This is a genomic window from Ruegeria sp. BG3, assembly GCF_056538485.1.
The window spans coordinates 141,391-155,936 of record NZ_JBQFTE010000009.1 but is presented as its reverse complement, the minus strand read 5'-3'; the positions used below and the strand labels follow the sequence as shown (position 1 = coordinate 155,936).

The 14,546-nt window shown below is 61.5% G+C and carries 14 protein-coding genes; 9 read left to right on the top strand and 5 right to left on the bottom strand.

Annotated elements, in window-relative coordinates; translation table 11 throughout:
* The first annotated feature begins 48 nt into the window (after positions 1-48).
* Genes leuS through holA form a run of 3 tightly spaced genes read left to right on the top strand, consistent with a single transcriptional unit; the run spans position 49 to position 4,116 of the window.
* Positions 49-2,601, top strand: a complete 2,553-nt coding sequence (gene leuS, locus ACR0AI_RS15295; protein ID WP_480675224.1) for a leucine--tRNA ligase — start codon at positions 49-51, stop codon at positions 2,599-2,601.
* Positions 2,588-3,091: an LPS assembly lipoprotein LptE gene (lptE, locus tag ACR0AI_RS15290; protein ID WP_480675226.1), complete on the top strand. Its 504-nt coding sequence runs from the start codon at positions 2,588-2,590 to the stop codon at positions 3,089-3,091. The genes leuS and lptE overlap by 14 nt, the downstream gene beginning before the upstream one ends.
* Positions 3,088-4,116, top strand: a complete 1,029-nt coding sequence (holA, locus tag ACR0AI_RS15285) for a DNA polymerase III subunit delta (protein WP_170638231.1) — start codon at positions 3,088-3,090, stop codon at positions 4,114-4,116. Before lptE ends, holA begins: the two co-directional genes overlap by 4 nt.
* On the opposite strand, the gene ACR0AI_RS15280 is transcribed toward holA, so the two are convergent.
* On the bottom strand, positions 4,113-5,291 hold the full coding sequence (locus ACR0AI_RS15280) for a TIGR03862 family flavoprotein (protein WP_480675435.1): 1,179 nt from the start codon (positions 5,289-5,291) through the stop codon (positions 4,113-4,115). The genes holA and ACR0AI_RS15280 overlap by 4 nt on opposite strands.
* Before the next feature lie 46 nt (positions 5,292-5,337).
* Here ACR0AI_RS15280 and ACR0AI_RS15275 point away from each other — a divergent pair, with 46 nt between their 5' ends.
* Positions 5,338-5,634 (top strand): HNH endonuclease, encoded by a 297-nt coding sequence (locus ACR0AI_RS15275; protein WP_170483195.1) that lies wholly within the window; start codon positions 5,338-5,340, stop codon positions 5,632-5,634.
* On the opposite strand, the gene ACR0AI_RS15270 is transcribed toward ACR0AI_RS15275, so the two are convergent.
* Genes ACR0AI_RS15270 through ACR0AI_RS15260 form a run of 3 tightly spaced genes read right to left on the bottom strand, consistent with a single transcriptional unit; the run spans position 5,635 to position 7,717 of the window.
* Entirely contained in the window at positions 5,635-6,378 is a 744-nt protein-coding gene (locus ACR0AI_RS15270; RefSeq protein WP_480701383.1) for a VOC family protein, read from the bottom strand. It lies immediately after the preceding gene.
* Positions 6,369-6,977 carry an enoyl-CoA hydratase/isomerase family protein gene (locus tag ACR0AI_RS15265; RefSeq protein WP_480675231.1) on the bottom strand — a complete coding sequence of 203 codons (609 nt, stop codon included), beginning with the start codon at positions 6,975-6,977 and terminating at the stop codon, positions 6,369-6,371. The genes ACR0AI_RS15270 and ACR0AI_RS15265 overlap by 10 nt, the downstream gene beginning before the upstream one ends.
* On the bottom strand, positions 6,974-7,717 hold the full coding sequence (locus ACR0AI_RS15260) for an SDR family oxidoreductase (protein WP_170638225.1): 744 nt from the start codon (positions 7,715-7,717) through the stop codon (positions 6,974-6,976). Before ACR0AI_RS15260 ends, ACR0AI_RS15265 begins: the two co-directional genes overlap by 4 nt.
* 139 nt (positions 7,718-7,856) lie before the next feature.
* Between ACR0AI_RS15260 and ACR0AI_RS15255 the strand changes: the two genes are divergently transcribed.
* From ACR0AI_RS15255 to lpxK, 5 genes are all read left to right on the top strand, one after another.
* Positions 7,857-9,377 carry a DUF2125 domain-containing protein gene (locus ACR0AI_RS15255; protein ID WP_170638223.1) on the top strand — a complete coding sequence of 507 codons (1,521 nt, stop codon included), beginning with the start codon at positions 7,857-7,859 and terminating at the stop codon, positions 9,375-9,377.
* Positions 9,378-9,485: 108 nt separating this feature from the next.
* Entirely contained in the window at positions 9,486-10,832 is a 1,347-nt protein-coding gene (locus ACR0AI_RS15250; RefSeq protein ID WP_480675234.1) for a TldD/PmbA family protein, read from the top strand.
* Positions 10,819-11,619 (top strand): inositol monophosphatase family protein, encoded by an 801-nt coding sequence (locus tag ACR0AI_RS15245; RefSeq protein WP_480675236.1) that lies wholly within the window; start codon positions 10,819-10,821, stop codon positions 11,617-11,619. The genes ACR0AI_RS15250 and ACR0AI_RS15245 overlap by 14 nt, the downstream gene beginning before the upstream one ends.
* Positions 11,616-12,851, top strand: a complete 1,236-nt coding sequence (locus tag ACR0AI_RS15240) for a 3-deoxy-D-manno-octulosonic acid transferase (protein ID WP_480675238.1) — start codon at positions 11,616-11,618, stop codon at positions 12,849-12,851. The genes ACR0AI_RS15245 and ACR0AI_RS15240 overlap by 4 nt, the downstream gene beginning before the upstream one ends.
* Entirely contained in the window at positions 12,838-13,839 is a 1,002-nt protein-coding gene (lpxK, locus tag ACR0AI_RS15235; RefSeq protein WP_480675240.1) for a tetraacyldisaccharide 4'-kinase, read from the top strand. The genes ACR0AI_RS15240 and lpxK overlap by 14 nt, the downstream gene beginning before the upstream one ends.
* Positions 13,840-13,879: 40 nt before the next feature.
* On the opposite strand, the gene ACR0AI_RS15230 is transcribed toward lpxK, so the two are convergent.
* A complete protein-coding gene (locus ACR0AI_RS15230) occupies positions 13,880-14,542 on the bottom strand; it encodes a DsbA family protein (protein ID WP_480675242.1) in 663 nt (220 codons plus the stop codon).
* Positions 14,543-14,546 lie beyond the last annotated feature (4 nt).

The window sequence follows — 14,546 nt, the reverse complement described above, 5'->3', positions numbered from 1 at the left end:
ACCACGCCGGGTTCCTACCCGGCGTTTTCAGTTACGAAGGACCGCATGATGTCGCGCTACTCGGCCAGTGAAATCGAAGCAAAATGGCAAGAGGCCTGGGACAAGGCCGGAATCTTCACCGCCGACCACAAGGCGGACAAGCCGAAATACTACGTGCTTGAGATGTTCCCCTACCCCTCTGGCCGAATCCATATGGGACATGTGCGCAACTACACGATGGGCGACGTGATCGCGCGGCACAAGCTGGCGACCGGCCATAACGTCTTGCACCCGATGGGATGGGACGCGTTCGGGATGCCGGCAGAAAACGCCGCGATGGCGATTGGCGGCCACCCCAAAGACTGGACCTACGGCAACATCGCCGACATGCGCGGGCAGATGAAGCCTCTGGGCCTGTCGATCGACTGGTCTCGCGAATTCGCCACCTGTGACCCGGAATATTATGGCCAGCAACAAGCACTTTTCCTCGATATGCTCGAAGCTGGTCTGGTTTATCGCAAAAACGCCGTTGTGAACTGGGACCCGGTCGATATGACCGTTCTGGCCAACGAGCAGGTCGAAAACGGACGCGGCTGGCGCTCGGGCGCCTTGGTCGAACGCCGTGAACTGACGCAATGGTTCTTCAAGATCTCGGACTATTCCGAGGAGCTGCTGGACGCCTTGGACACGCTTGAAAACTGGCCCGCCAAAGTCCGACTGATGCAGGAGAACTGGATCGGCAAGTCGCGTGGCCTGCAATTTGGCTTTGAACGCACCGATGGAGGTGAGCCGATCACCGTCTACACGACTCGCCCCGACACCCTGCTAGGCGCGTCTTTTGTCGGCATCTCGCCAGATCACCCGATTGCCAAACAGCTTGAGGCTGAAAACCCAGAAGTCGCTGAATTCGTTGCTGAATGCCGCAAAGGTGGCACCACCGAAGAAGCCATCGAGACCGCCGAGAAGCTGGGCTATGACACTGGCATCAAGGTCAAGCATCCGCTGGATCCGAATTGGGAACTGCCGGTCTGGATCGCGAACTTCATCCTTATGGACTACGGCACCGGCGCGATTTTCGCCTGCCCGGCCCATGACCAGCGCGATCTGGATTTCTGCCGCAAATACGGCCTGCCCGTGGTCGATACGTTCTTTGCGCTGGACGATGAGTCTCCGGTCGACAAGCTCGCTTTCGTTCCACCAAAAACCGAGAAAGTCCGCTGGGTGAACCATTTCGCGGGCTTGACCGAGGCAACCGGCGAAGAGGCCATCAACGTTACCGTCGATTTCGCAGAAAAGGCCGGTTGGGGCGAAGGCGTCACCAAATTCCGCCTGCGCGACTGGGGTCTTAGCCGCCAGCGCTACTGGGGCTGCCCGATTCCCGTGGTTCACTGCGAAAAATGCGGCACGGTGCCCGAGAAGAAAGAGAATCTGCCGATCGAGCTGCCCTATGATGACGGCAACGGCAAACCCATCGACTTCTCAATCCCCGGCAATCCGCTGGACCGCCACCCCAGCTGGCGGGATACGCCCTGCCCGTCCTGTGGCGCTCCGGCCAAGCGTGAAACCGATACGATGGACACGTTCGTCGATTCGTCTTGGTACTACGCGCGCTTCACCGCCCCACGCGCGGAAACCCCGACCGATCTGGCAGAAGCCGAGTACTGGATGAATGTCGACCAGTATATTGGCGGCATTGAGCATGCCATTCTGCACCTGCTCTATTCGCGCTTCTTCGCACGGGCGATGCAGATCACCGGCCACCTACCGAAAAAGGCCATCGAGCCGTTCAATGCACTGTTCACTCAGGGCATGGTAACGCATGAGATCTACCAGACGCGCGACGCCAATGGCCGCCCGGTCTATCACCTGCCCGAGGACGTGACCGACGGCAAATTGGCGGATGGCACCGAGGTCGAAATCATCCCTTCGGCCAAAATGTCTAAATCCAAGAAAAACGTTGTGGACCCGGTCAGCATCATCTCGGCCTTCGGCGCAGATACCGCCCGTTGGTTCGTCCTGTCCGATTCGCCGCCCGAGCGGGATGTGGAATGGACAGCCTCCGGCGCTGAGGCCGCGTTCAAGCACCTCAGCCGTGTCCATCGCATCGCCTCCGAGATCGCCAAGTCGGACGTACCGTCCAATGGCGAAGACGAAACCCTGCTGCGCGAGATGCACAAAGCGATCCATGATGTTTCGGGTGGAGTCGAATCCTTTGGCTTCAACGCCTCGATTGCCAAGCTTTATGCCTTCACCAATACTCTGGCGAAGTCGAAAGCGGGAACCGAGGCCAAGCGCGAAGCCGCTAAGACTTTGGCGCAGTTGATGTCGCCGATGACCCCACACCTGTCCGAGGAACTCTGGCAGCTGCTGGGTGGTGAGGGTCTTGTGGCAACAGCTGCTTGGCCGGTCGCGGATGAGGCGATGCTGGTTGATGACACCATCACCCTGCCGATCCAGATCAACGGCAAACGCCGCGCGGAAATCAGCGTTCCCAAGGATATGCCCAAGGATGAGGTTGAAAAAATCGCGCTCAACACCGAAGCTGTGCAAAAGGCGTTGGAGGGAGCCGCGCCGAAGAAGGTGATTGTTGTCCCGGGCCGGATCGTGAATGTCGTCGTTTAACCGCAGAAGTTTCTTGTTTGCCCCGCTGGCTGCCTGTTTTCTTGGGGCCGCCTGCGGGTTTGAACCGATCTATGCGCCCGGTGGGGCGGGGTCGGAACTCTTTGGCAAGGTTGAGGTATCGGCCCCGAACACGGTCGAGAGTTACCTACTGGTTCAAAACCTCGAACAAAAGCTAGGGCGCAGCGCGACCTCAGGCAATGCCTACCATCTGGATGTCCGTGTTGAAACCTCCACCCAGGCCGCCGCGATCACGACCACAAACGAAATCAACCGCTTGTCCATCGACGGGCGTGCGGAATACACGCTAAAATCGAATGAGACAGGGCAGATTCTGGCCTCGGGCGAAGTTACGGATTTCGTGGGCTATTCCGCGGCAGGCTCGACAGTTTCCACCCTTGCGGATGAGCGCGACGCCCGTGAGCGCCTGATGGTGATTCTGTCCGACCAGATCGTCAATCGCCTCTATGCGACTCCGGGCCTGACCTCATGAAGTTGAGCCCGCGCGAGGCTGACGGGTATTTTGCCAGACCGGACGCGGACAAAACCGGGTTGCTGATCTACGGCGCCGACACCATGCGCGTGGCTTTGAAGCGCCAACAGGTTCTGACCGCCTTGCTTGGGGCAAATGCCGAAGAAGAGATGCGTCTGACCCGGATGCCTGGCAGCGATCTGCGCGGCGACCCGGCGCTATTGCTGGATGCGGTCAAAGCGGTTGGTTTTTTCCCCGGCCCCCGCGCGGTGTTCGTGGAAGAGGCAACCGATACCGCCGCACCCTCGATCCTTGCTGCGCTTGAGGATTGGGCCCCCGGTGATGCTCAGATCATCGTGACGGCGGGCCAGCTGAAAGCCAGTTCGAAAATCCGCAAGGCCTTCGAATCGCATCCGGCGGCCTATGCGGTGGGCATTTACGACGATCCGCCCTCTCGGGCCGAGGTTGAACGGATCCTGACACAAGCCGGTTTGCAGAACATCCCGCGCGACGCGATGTCGGCGCTGGGAGAGTTGGCGGTCAGCCTCAGCCCCGGCGATTTCACCCAAACGGTCGAGAAGCTGTCGCTGTATAAACGCGGCGACGATAGCGAACTCAGCCTTGAAGACATCGAAGCCTGCGCGCCGCGCTCGACCGAGGCGGCGCTGGATGATGTATTGAACGTGGTCGCCGAAGGCCGCGCCGGAGAAATAGGCCCGCTGATCCGTCGCCTGCAGGCGCAGGGCACCAATGGGGTGACGCTGTGTATCGGCGCGACCCGGCATTTTCGTACGCTTTACGCTTGCGCTTCCGACCCCGGTGGGGCGGCGCAAGGGATCGGCAAACTGCGCCCGCCCGTCTACGGCAAAAGACGCGACCGTATTTTACGGCAGGCTCAAGGGTGGGGTGCGCCAAAGCTACAGACGGCGCTGACAGTGCTGACCGATACCGACCTGTCCCTGCGCTCGGCGGGGCAAACGGCCCCCGCGATGGCCTTGGTCGAACGCGCAATGATCCGGCTGGCGATGCTGGCCCGGTCGCGTTAGCGGTTCAGCCAGTCCGCCGCAGCCCGTCCAGCCCAGCGCCCCGTCGCCAGACAGGCGGTGAGAAGATATCCGCCGGTGGGTGCCTCCCAATCCAACATCTCACCGGCGCAGAACACACCGGGCATCACGGTCAGCATCAATTCGTCGGTCACGGCAGCGCGCGTGATGCCTCCGGCGGTCGAGATCGCCTCATCCATCGGGCGCAATCCTGCGTGGTGTACCGGCAGGGCCTTGATCAACGCCGCCACGTCGTCGGGTGTAGTTGGAAGGGGGCGGGCGAACTCCATAAGCAACGCGGTTCGTACCGGCCCGAGTTTCAGCGCTTTGCGCAGGTGATTGGACAGGCTCATCTTGCCGCGCGGTTTTGCCAGACGCGCGGCTACTTCTGTGGGCGACAAGTCAGGCATCAGGTCGATCGTCAGGGGCGCCCCCTCTCGCACGGGCTTACAGATGGAGTAGATGCCCCCGCCTTCCAAGCCGCGGGCCGAGATCACCGCCTCGCCCCGTGAGCGCTGGGTGCCGGCCTGTAGCGCGACCCCTTTGATCGGTGTGCCGAAATGCGCGGTCATGTGATCCGACCAGTCAACCAAAAGCCCAGCATTTGCGGGTGCAAACGGCGCAAGCTGCACACCCCTCGCCGCCAGCCAGGGTGCCCAGGCCCCATCTGAGCCCAATCGAGCCCAGCTGGCCCCGCCCATGGCAAGCACGGTTGCGTCTGGCTGCAAGCGTTGCGGGCCATCCGGGGTGTCAAAAACCAGCGCGTCGCCCTCCCACCCGGTCCATCGCCAGCGGGTTCGGATCTCGACACCGCGATCAGCCAGACGCGCCAGCCATGCGCGCAGCAAAGGTGAGGCCTTCATAACGATCGGAAAAACACGGCCCGTTGAACCGGTGAAAAGCTCTTGTCCTAAGTCGCGCGCCCAGTCCTGCACGGCCTGCGCATCAAACTCGGTCAGCATCGGGCGCAGCCAGTCTGCGGCTTCATCATACGATTGGATAAGGGTATCAAGAGGTTCATCTTTGGTCAGATTCAAACCCGACTTGCCCGCCATCAGGAACTTGCGCGCGACCGAGGGCTTGGCCTCGGCCACCAGAACCGAGTGACCGGCAAGGGCAAGCTGCTCGGCCGCCATCAACCCGGCCGGTCCTGCCCCGATCACCACTGCCTGCGCCATCTTCGCCCTCTTGCCTTCGCCGCCCGCAGGCGCATCATTCTCAACCATGACGAACAGCGATCCGATCTGCCCGCTTTGCGACCGCCCCATTCCCGATGGCGGCGGCAGCCTGCATCATCTGATCCCAAAACTCAAAGGAGGCAAGGGCGGACCAACCGTTCTGCTGCACCAGATCTGCCACAAAGAGGTCCACGCCACCCTGTCCGAGGCAGAGCTGGCGCGCAGCTTCAACACGGTCGAGGCCCTGCGCGCCCATCCAAGGCTTGAGAAATTTCTGAACTGGGTGCGCAAACGCCCGCCCGGTTTCCGGTCGAAAGTCCCCGGCAAACGACGCGGGCGCTGATCAGAAGGGCAGAACCGGATCGCCAAACGCATCCGAAAGTGCGGCGGGCAGACCTTCGACCTCGATCCCCTGATAGTCGGGAACAGGCGCAAATTGGGCGCCTTGCACATGCTGGAACTCGAGCGTTGTGTAGGGTCGTTTCCAGAGCCATTCGCGATTCTCGACCGCCCAAAGGTCAGGATCGGGCGGAGCCTCTTGCGTGAAGGCGTAGAAATGCAGGTCAAACCCATAGGCCGCCACATCCTGCATCGACAGAAGCTTCATACCCTGAGCACGGCAGAATGCATCCTCGGCGGCGATATCCCCTGTGCGCAAGGTGATCTGCCCCACTCGTGCCCCGGTAAACGGGGCCGCAGGGTCGGCGGCATTGTCCGGGCGGTTGCCTTCAAAATCATGCTGCAAAAGCTCAATCACAAAGCCTTCGGGGTCGCTGAGATGCGCCATATACCCGATATCGAGGAACTGGCGCGGCTCGCTGACAGCATAGCCTTTGGCCCGCAGCGCCTCGGCGGCCAGATCGACATCGGGCAGAGTGATCCCGATCTTCCAGTAGCGATGCCCCTGATCGTGGGAATACCCCCTGCCCCCTGGTAGCAGCAGCAGATCAGCATCTTCGCCGACGTATCCGACACGCCGGGATTCGCCGATTTCCTGCACGGACATGCCCAAAACATCCCGATAGAACCCGGCCAGACGAGCCGGATCAGCGACGCGCAGCCTGACTGCGGACAACCTCAGCGACAAAGTTCTGCAATCCCTGTTGCGATCTCTGGTTTAGCCGCCAGACTGTCGGCCACCAGCTCGCGCGCCGTCGACATCAGATCGTCAGGCGAGACGATGCGATCCACCAGACCGAACGCATACGCCTCCTCAGCCGAGATCTTCTGGCCCGACATCAGAATCAACTTGGTGCGCGCCGGACCGATCAGTGCGGCCATGCGCTTGGGGTCGGAGGGCTGCGGCAAAAAGCCCAGCTTCATCACCGGATAGAAGAACTTGGCCGAAGGCACCGCGATTCGAAGGTCGCAGGCCAACGCCATGCCGTTTGCACCACCCGCCAGCGTTCCGTTCAATGCCGCAACGGTCAAGCATGGCAGCGCCGCGATTGAACCCGACAACCGCTCCCAGACGTCCGAGGTCGCAAGCCCCGCGCGGGCTTCTTCCAGATCAGCACCGGCGCTGAAGACCTTGCCTGCGCCGGTCAGGATCAGGGCGCGAGCCTCGGTTGCGGCCTCAGAAATTTCGGCCAACTCAGTCAGCATCGCGCCTGTCAATGCGTTGGCCTTGCCCGGATTGTTGATCGTGACGGTCCACAACCCGTCTTCCTTGGTCAGTTCGATCACGTCAGGCCGATCCTTTGGCGAATGTCGTCCTGGCGCAGGGAAATTTCGGCCCCCAGGTATTCATCGGCGTCAGAAGAACTCATCCAGAGCAATGCCCGTGCAGGCCAGTCCGCCGGGATGTGAACATCCCAGTCCAGCTGGCTGACGGGGTTGATGCCGCTGGCCTTGATGACACGCTGCATATCGGTTGCCACTGTTCCTGGCGACAGGCCCATGGCGCGGATGCCGTTATGAGCCTCTTCCAGATGCAGACATTCCGTCAGCATCTTGGCCCCGGCTTTCGAGGCGCAATAGTGGCTCCAGGCCTCAACCGGGTTCGAGGCTGCGCCTGAAGAAACGGTTAGAACGGTCCCGCCGCCCGCCGCCCGCATCACTGGCAGAGCGGCACGCATTCCGTAGAAAACACCTTTGAGGTTGATATCAATGGCCTGACTCCAGGCGCTGACATCGGCATTTGACAGGTGAAAGATAGGCTCGATCACACCGGCATTGCCGATCAGAACGTCCAAACCGCCGAAACGCGCGACGCAATCGGCCACCGCTTGTTCGACCTGCGCGAAATCGCTGACGTCGCAGGCCAGTGCCATCGCATTGCCGCCCAACGCAGCCGCAAGCGTATCAATTTGATCATGACTACGAGCCACCAGCGCGACATTCGCCCCTGCTGCGGCAAACACGCGCGCGGCCTCGGCACCGATTCCGCGGCTGGCCCCTGTTATGAGTACTGTTTTTCCCTGCATTTAACGCTCCTCACGTCTTGGGCTGACCTTTGACTACAGGCGTAACGCGGAAACGGGGAAAGGGTCCAGCCCTTGCCCCCTTGACGATGCCTGCCACAACCCCGACCATGCGCGCAAATTGATCAAGAAGGGTTACCTTATGTCTGTTTTCATCCGCCGCAGCTGTGGCGCCGCTCTGGCCTATGCCGTCGCAACTCAAGGTGCATATGCCGACCTGACTGCAAATGACGTCTGGAACGACTGGCAAGAGTATTTCCGATCCGTAGGTTACACGGTCGAGGGCGAACCCAGCAGTGCTGGCGATGTCATGACCATCAACGATATGACCCTGTCCATGGACTTCCCCGAAGAGGACGGACAGTTCCAGATGACCATGCCCGAGGTCACGTTGACCGAAAACGGCGATGGCACCGTCAACGTCGGCTTCCCCGGTAGCTTTCCGATGGTCATTTCGGGCGGCGTTGAAGATGAAAAGTTCACAGCAAACCTGACCTACAGCCAGACAGATTTGGAAATGGTTGTGTCAGGTGATCCGTCCGACATGACCTATGACTACTCGGCGGCAGCCCTCGGGATTGTGTTGGATTCGATCGAAGGCGGCGACGAGCCAATTCCTGAAGATGCGCTTGAAGGTGGTATCGAATTTACAGGTATGGCTGGCACATCGCGCATGCTGATCGGCGAAAATCGCGAGATCACGCAGACGCTCGACGCCGACCAAATGGCCTATAAGTTCAGCTTCAAAGACCCTGAAACCGGGGAATCGGGGTTGATTGATGGGGTACTGAACGGCCTGACATCCAGCGGCGACAGTGTCCTGCCTTCTGGGTTTGATCTGGCAGACCCGCAGGCACTGTATGACGCAGGCTTCGCCTTTTCCGGCATGGTCGCCTATGGCTCGGGCAAGACAGACATCAGCGGCGTTAGCGAAGGTGAGCAATTCACCATGGCAAGCTCGTCGCAAGGTGGCCGACTTGAGGCCAGCGTAGATGGCGAACGTGTGGCCTATGACCTTGAACAGAATGACGCGAAACTGGCAGTGACCACCGGTGACCTGCCCTTCCCGATCGAGATAGCAATGGCTAAGGCGGGCCTGAACCTAGACATCCCAGTGCAAGAATCGGAGGAGGCCGCGCCCTTTGCCTTCGGCCTGAACCTGACCGATTTCACCATGTCTGACGTCCTTTGGAGCATTTTCGACCCCGCGGGCAACCTGCCACGCGATCCTGCCACCATTGCGCTGGACACCACCGGCACCGCGAAAGTTCTGTTGAACATCTTCGATCCGGAACAGGCCGCTGCGCTTGAAGAAGAAGGGGAAGTCCCTGCCGAGCTGCATTCGCTGAAAATCAACGAATTGCTGGTCTCGATGGTTGGCGCGCGCTTGACCGGGGATGGTGATTTCACGTTGGACAACGAAAACCTCGACGAATTCGGCATGCCCATTCCGACTGGCGTTGCGAACCTGCAATTGGTTGGGGCCAATGCACTGATCGACAAGCTGATCGGCATGGGCCTGATGTCCGACAACGACGCCTTGGGTGCGCGTATGATGATGGGCATGATGGCTGTTCCGGGTGATGAACCCGACACGCTGAATTCGACAATCGAATTCACTGAAGACGGTCAGATCAAGGCCAATGGTCAGCGCATTAAGTAATGATATCAGGGAGGGCCGCACGTGATCGGCCCTCCCACACAATACCGTCAGGGTCTTGCGAGAGGCGCGGTGCAAGGCTAGGTCCTTGGCAACACATCCGGAGGCCGCATGACCCGCACACCAGAAGAAATCAGCCAGCACTTGCTTGACGCCGCACGCCTCGCCGGGGCCGAGGCGGCAGATGCCATCGTGATCGACGGATCATCCGTTTCGGTCGAGGTACGTGGCGGCGCGCTGGAACATGCGGAACGCTCGGAAGGCACCGATCTCGGGCTGCGGGTGTTTCTGGGGAAGCAACAGGCCATTGTTTCAAGCTCGGACAGCCGTCCCGAAACGCTGACGGCCATGGCCGAACGGGCCGTCGCCATGGCGCGCGAAGCGCCTGAGGACCCTTTCACCGGTCTGGCGGCCAGCGAGGAATTGACCAACAACTGGGATCTCGACGCGCTTGAGTTGTTTGATCCCTCCCCGGAACCCTCTGCCGAAGCGCTGATGCAAGATGCGCTGGCGGCTGAGGCTGCCGCTCTGGCCGTATCCGGCGTATCGCAAGTCTCGGATGCAGCGGCAGGCTATGGCACGCACCGGGTGCATCTGGCGGCCACCAACGGGTTTTCGGGCGGGTATGCGCGCAGCAGCCGGTCAACATCCTGCGTTGCGATCTCGGGCGAAGGCACCGGGATGGAGCGGGACTATGACGGCGACAGCCGCACCTTCCAAGCCGACCTGCGGGACGCCGAGGAGATTGGGCGCAAGGCAGGGGAACGCGCGGTCGAACAGGTTGGCGCGCGCCAGCCCGCAACGGGCAGTTTTCCGGTTCTCTTTGACGAGCGCATTTCATCCTCACTGATCGGGCACTTGCTGGCCGCCAGCAACGGCGCGGCGATCGCGCGTGGGGCGTCGTGGCTACAGGATTGTCTGGGCGAACAGGTTCTGCCGGAGCATCTCTCGCTGATCGAAGACCCGCACCGCCCACGTATCTCAGGCTCACGCCCATTTGACGCTGAAGGGCTGGCAACGCGCCGCCGGGCGATTGTTGAGAACGGAGTGCTGACCGGCTGGACGCTGGATCTGGCCAGCGCCCGCAAGCTTGGCATGACCTCAACCGGAAATGCAGCGCGCGGTGTCTCGGGGCCGCCCTCGCCCAGCAACTGGAACCTCAGCCTGACCCAAGGCACCCAAAGCCGCGCGGATTTGATGCGCGATATGGGAACAGGGTTGCTGGTCACCTCGATGATCGGATCGACGATCAACCCCAATACGGGGGACTACTCGCGTGGGGCCTCTGGCTTTTGGGTCGAGAATGGCGAGATCACGCATCCGGTCAATGAATGCACCATCGCGGGCAACCTGCGCGACATGCTGAACCGGATCATCCCAGCCAATGACGCGCGCCGTTACCTGTCGCGCGTTGTGCCCTCGGTGCTGATCGAAGGGATGACCCTTGCCGGCAACTGACCTGCCACTGCTGATTGACGCCGCATGCAAGGCCGGAGAGATCGCGACCCGTTTCTCGGGGGCGCAGGCGCAGCGTTGGGACAAGCCCGACGGTGCCGGGCCGGTTACCGAGGCCGATCTGGCCGTCAACGAAATGCTGGAACAGATGCTGCCCAAGGCGCGACCCGACTATGGCTGGCTCAGCGAAGAGACCGAGGATAGTCCGGAGCGCCTGTCGCGGGACCGCGCCTTCATTATCGACCCGATTGACGGCACCCGCAGTTTTGCCGAAGGCTCGCGCACTTGGGCGCATTCGCTTGCCGTTACGGAGCACGGAGAAGTCACCGCAGCCGTGATCTATCTGCCCCTTCGCGACCTGTTCTATGCGGCGGCGAAAGGTCAGGGCGCCACCCTGAACGGTGCGCCAATCCGCGCCTCGGAGGCTTCGACGCTTGGGGCTGCCACAATTCTGGTCGCCAAGCCCAACATGAACAGCCACCATTGGCGCGATGGTGACGTGCCGGAGTTTGACCGTGCCTATCGCCCGTCGCTGGCCTATCGCATGGCCCTGGTCGGTGAGGGGCGTTTTGACGGCATGTTGACCCTGCGACCCAGTTGGGAATGGGATATCGCGGCGGGCGACCTGATCATTCGCGAGGCCGGAGGGATATGCACCGACCGCGCTGGCCAGCCCCTGCGGTTCAACAACGCGCGCCCCCGGCTGAATGGCGTTCTTGCCACGGCGCAGGATATCCACAACCAGCTTTCGTCCCGGCTTGACCCGAACGGCCCCGGCATCGCCTCATGAGCAAACCGCGATCTCTGAGTCTTGCGGCCTACCGGGTCCTGTCCTGGGGGGGTGCGCAGCAAAGCATCCGACCGGATCAGCCCCGCCCGGACGGAGAGCTTGTGTGGGTGCACATCGCAACCCGCGACCGCATGCGTGCGATCAGTGACTTTTGCCTCAGACTGCAACAGGCCCGACCCGGCCTGTCGATCCTGCTGAGCGCCCCGCCAGAGATCGACCTGAATCGCTGGACTGGAAGTCCCTTTCACATGGTCAACCTGCCCGCCGAACAAACCGGCGCGGCGCGGGCTTTTCTGGACCATTGGAAACCCGATCTGGGTCTGTGGGTCGGAGGGGGATTGATGCCCAGCATCATCACCCGCGCGGAAGAGCGCAAAATCCCGATGCTTCTGATCGAGGCGCAGTTGGATGTCGTCTTGTCCCGCAATGCGCGGTGGCTGCCGGATATCAGCAGATATACGTTCGATTGCTTCGAACATATCCTCACCACCACTGACGAAACGGCCCGCCAGATCCGGCGGATGGGGGTTGCCTCCTCGAAAGTGCGCAAGGCGCCCCCACTGCAGTTCAGTCCGAACCCGCACCCCTGGCCCGAGGACGAATTGATCGAGACCAACCACGCCCTCGCCGGACGTCCGGTCTGGCTGGCGGCGCGGGTTCAGGCGAAAGAGTTCATCTCGGTCCTCAGTGCCCATCGGCAAGCGCTGCGCATTCTGCCGCGATTGGCGCTGATCTTGCACGTGGCGGATCGGGCCGAGGCCGCGCCGCTGCAGCGACGGCTTGAAACCATGGATCTGCGCTGTTCCAATTGGGATGACGGCGGCCCTATCGAGGACACGACGCAGGTGATTGTCAGCTCTGAGCCCGAAGATCTTGGCCTGTGGCAGCGTGTGTCACCTGTGTCCTTCATGGCCAGCTCGCTGGAACGCGGCGCGGGCGGGCAGGACCCGCTGGATGCTGTCGCGTTGGGATCGGCGGTTATCTATGGCCCTCATGTCGATATCTATCAGACGGTTTATGCCCGCCTTGCCGAGGCCGGTGCCGCCCATCCGGTCAAAACCGCGACCGAGCTTGGAGATGCGGTCGTCGCCCTTCTGGCCCCGGATCGCGCGGCGGGGATGGCGCTGGCAGGTTGGCAGGCGATCACCGAAGGGGCACCTCAGGCCGAGCGGCTAGTCGACATGCTGCAGGACCTTTTGGACCAGCGGAGTAACCACGATGCGCGCCCCTGACTTTTGGAACTCGGACCCCGCACGCCCGGCGCTGCGTGCCCGACTACTCAGCCCATTGGGGCGGCTATATGCGGCGGCGACGGCTCGCCGGGTCAGCTCTCATCCCGGGTTGAAACCGGGTGTGCCGGTAATCTGCATCGGCAACCTGAACGCAGGCGGAACCGGCAAGACCCCCACGGTGATCTGGGTACTGGAACAGCTGCGCAACGCCTGGCACGAGCCGCATGTTGTCACGCGCGGCCATGGCGGTTCGCTGGAAGGCCCGGTTCGGGTTGACCCCACCAAACACAGCGCCGCGCAGGTCGGGGATGAGCCGCTTCTGCTGGCCATGTTCGCCGAGGTCTGGGTCGCCAAGGACCGTGCCGCAGGTGCGCGCGCCGCGGCCGAAGCGGGCGCAAGCGTGATCGTTCTGGATGATGGCTTCCAAAATCCCGCAGTCGCCAAAGACTTTTCGATCATTGTAGTGGATGCCCAGCGCGGATTCGGCAACGGGTTGTGCCTGCCAGCCGGTCCCCTGCGCGAACCCGTAGAGGTCGGCTTGAAACGCGCCGATCTGGTACTGTCATTGGGCGATACGCAAGCGCAAGAAGACTTCGCGGCGCAATGGGACCGCAAGCTAACGGTGCCTCATGCAACGGGCGTTGTCGCGCCGTTGCAAACCGGCATGGACTGGGCTGGATCGCGGGTTCTCGCTTTTGCCGGGATCGGTCACCCCGAGAAGTTCTTCCAGACCCTGCGCCAACAAGGGGCTGAGCTTTTGCGCGCTGAGGCACTCGACGATCATCAACCGCTGACCCCTGCGCTGATGACCCGGCTTGAAAATGAGGCACGTCTGCTTGGCGCTCAGATGGTCACGACGGAAAAAGACGCAGTGCGCCTGCCGCAAACCTTCCGCAACAAGGTCGTTACCCTGCCCGTCCGGCTGCAAGTGAACGACCCAGAGCAGGTCAGAGAGATGATCCTGAAGGCGGCCCCATCCCCCAAGTGACCGAATTGGTCGGCCCGAGAACAGGCCGACCAAAGAGCAATTAGCTGCCCAACTCGTCTTCGATCAGCTTCTTGAAGTCCTCATAGGACTGGTTCGAAACCTTCTTGCCGTTCACAACAAAGGATGGGGTGCCCGTTACATTGTCGCGTTCAGCGTTTTCCTGATACCAGGCCACCAGAGTCTGGGCGCGAGTACCGTCCTGCAGGCAGGCTTCCAGCTTGTCATTGTCGATACCCGCCAGACGGCCGATCTTGCGCAGCTCATCCACGATCTCCGTTGGACCACCGGCGCGGGTCCATTCGGACTGACCCTGATAGATCAGATCGGTGATGCCGAAGAACTTCTCGGGCCCTGCGCAGCGCGCAACCATCGACGCCCACAGGCCATAGCGGTCAAAGTAGACCTCACGATAGATGAATTTGACCTTGCCGGTGTCAATGAAGTCCTTCTTCAGCTGCTTATACGCCCCCTGATGGAAGGTGGCGCAATGCGGACAGGTATAGGAGGCATATTCGATGATCTCGACCGGCGCATCCTCGGCCCCCTGCACCATCTCAACAATCGTAGAGGTGTCGAGATTGGCCTCTTGCGCGATGGCGCTGCCAACCAAAGGATTGACGGAAGACGTGTTCGAAGCTGTCATCCAATAGCCACCAGCGGCTACGGCGACAGCCGCACAGATTACGGTTGCAATACGGCTCATTCTC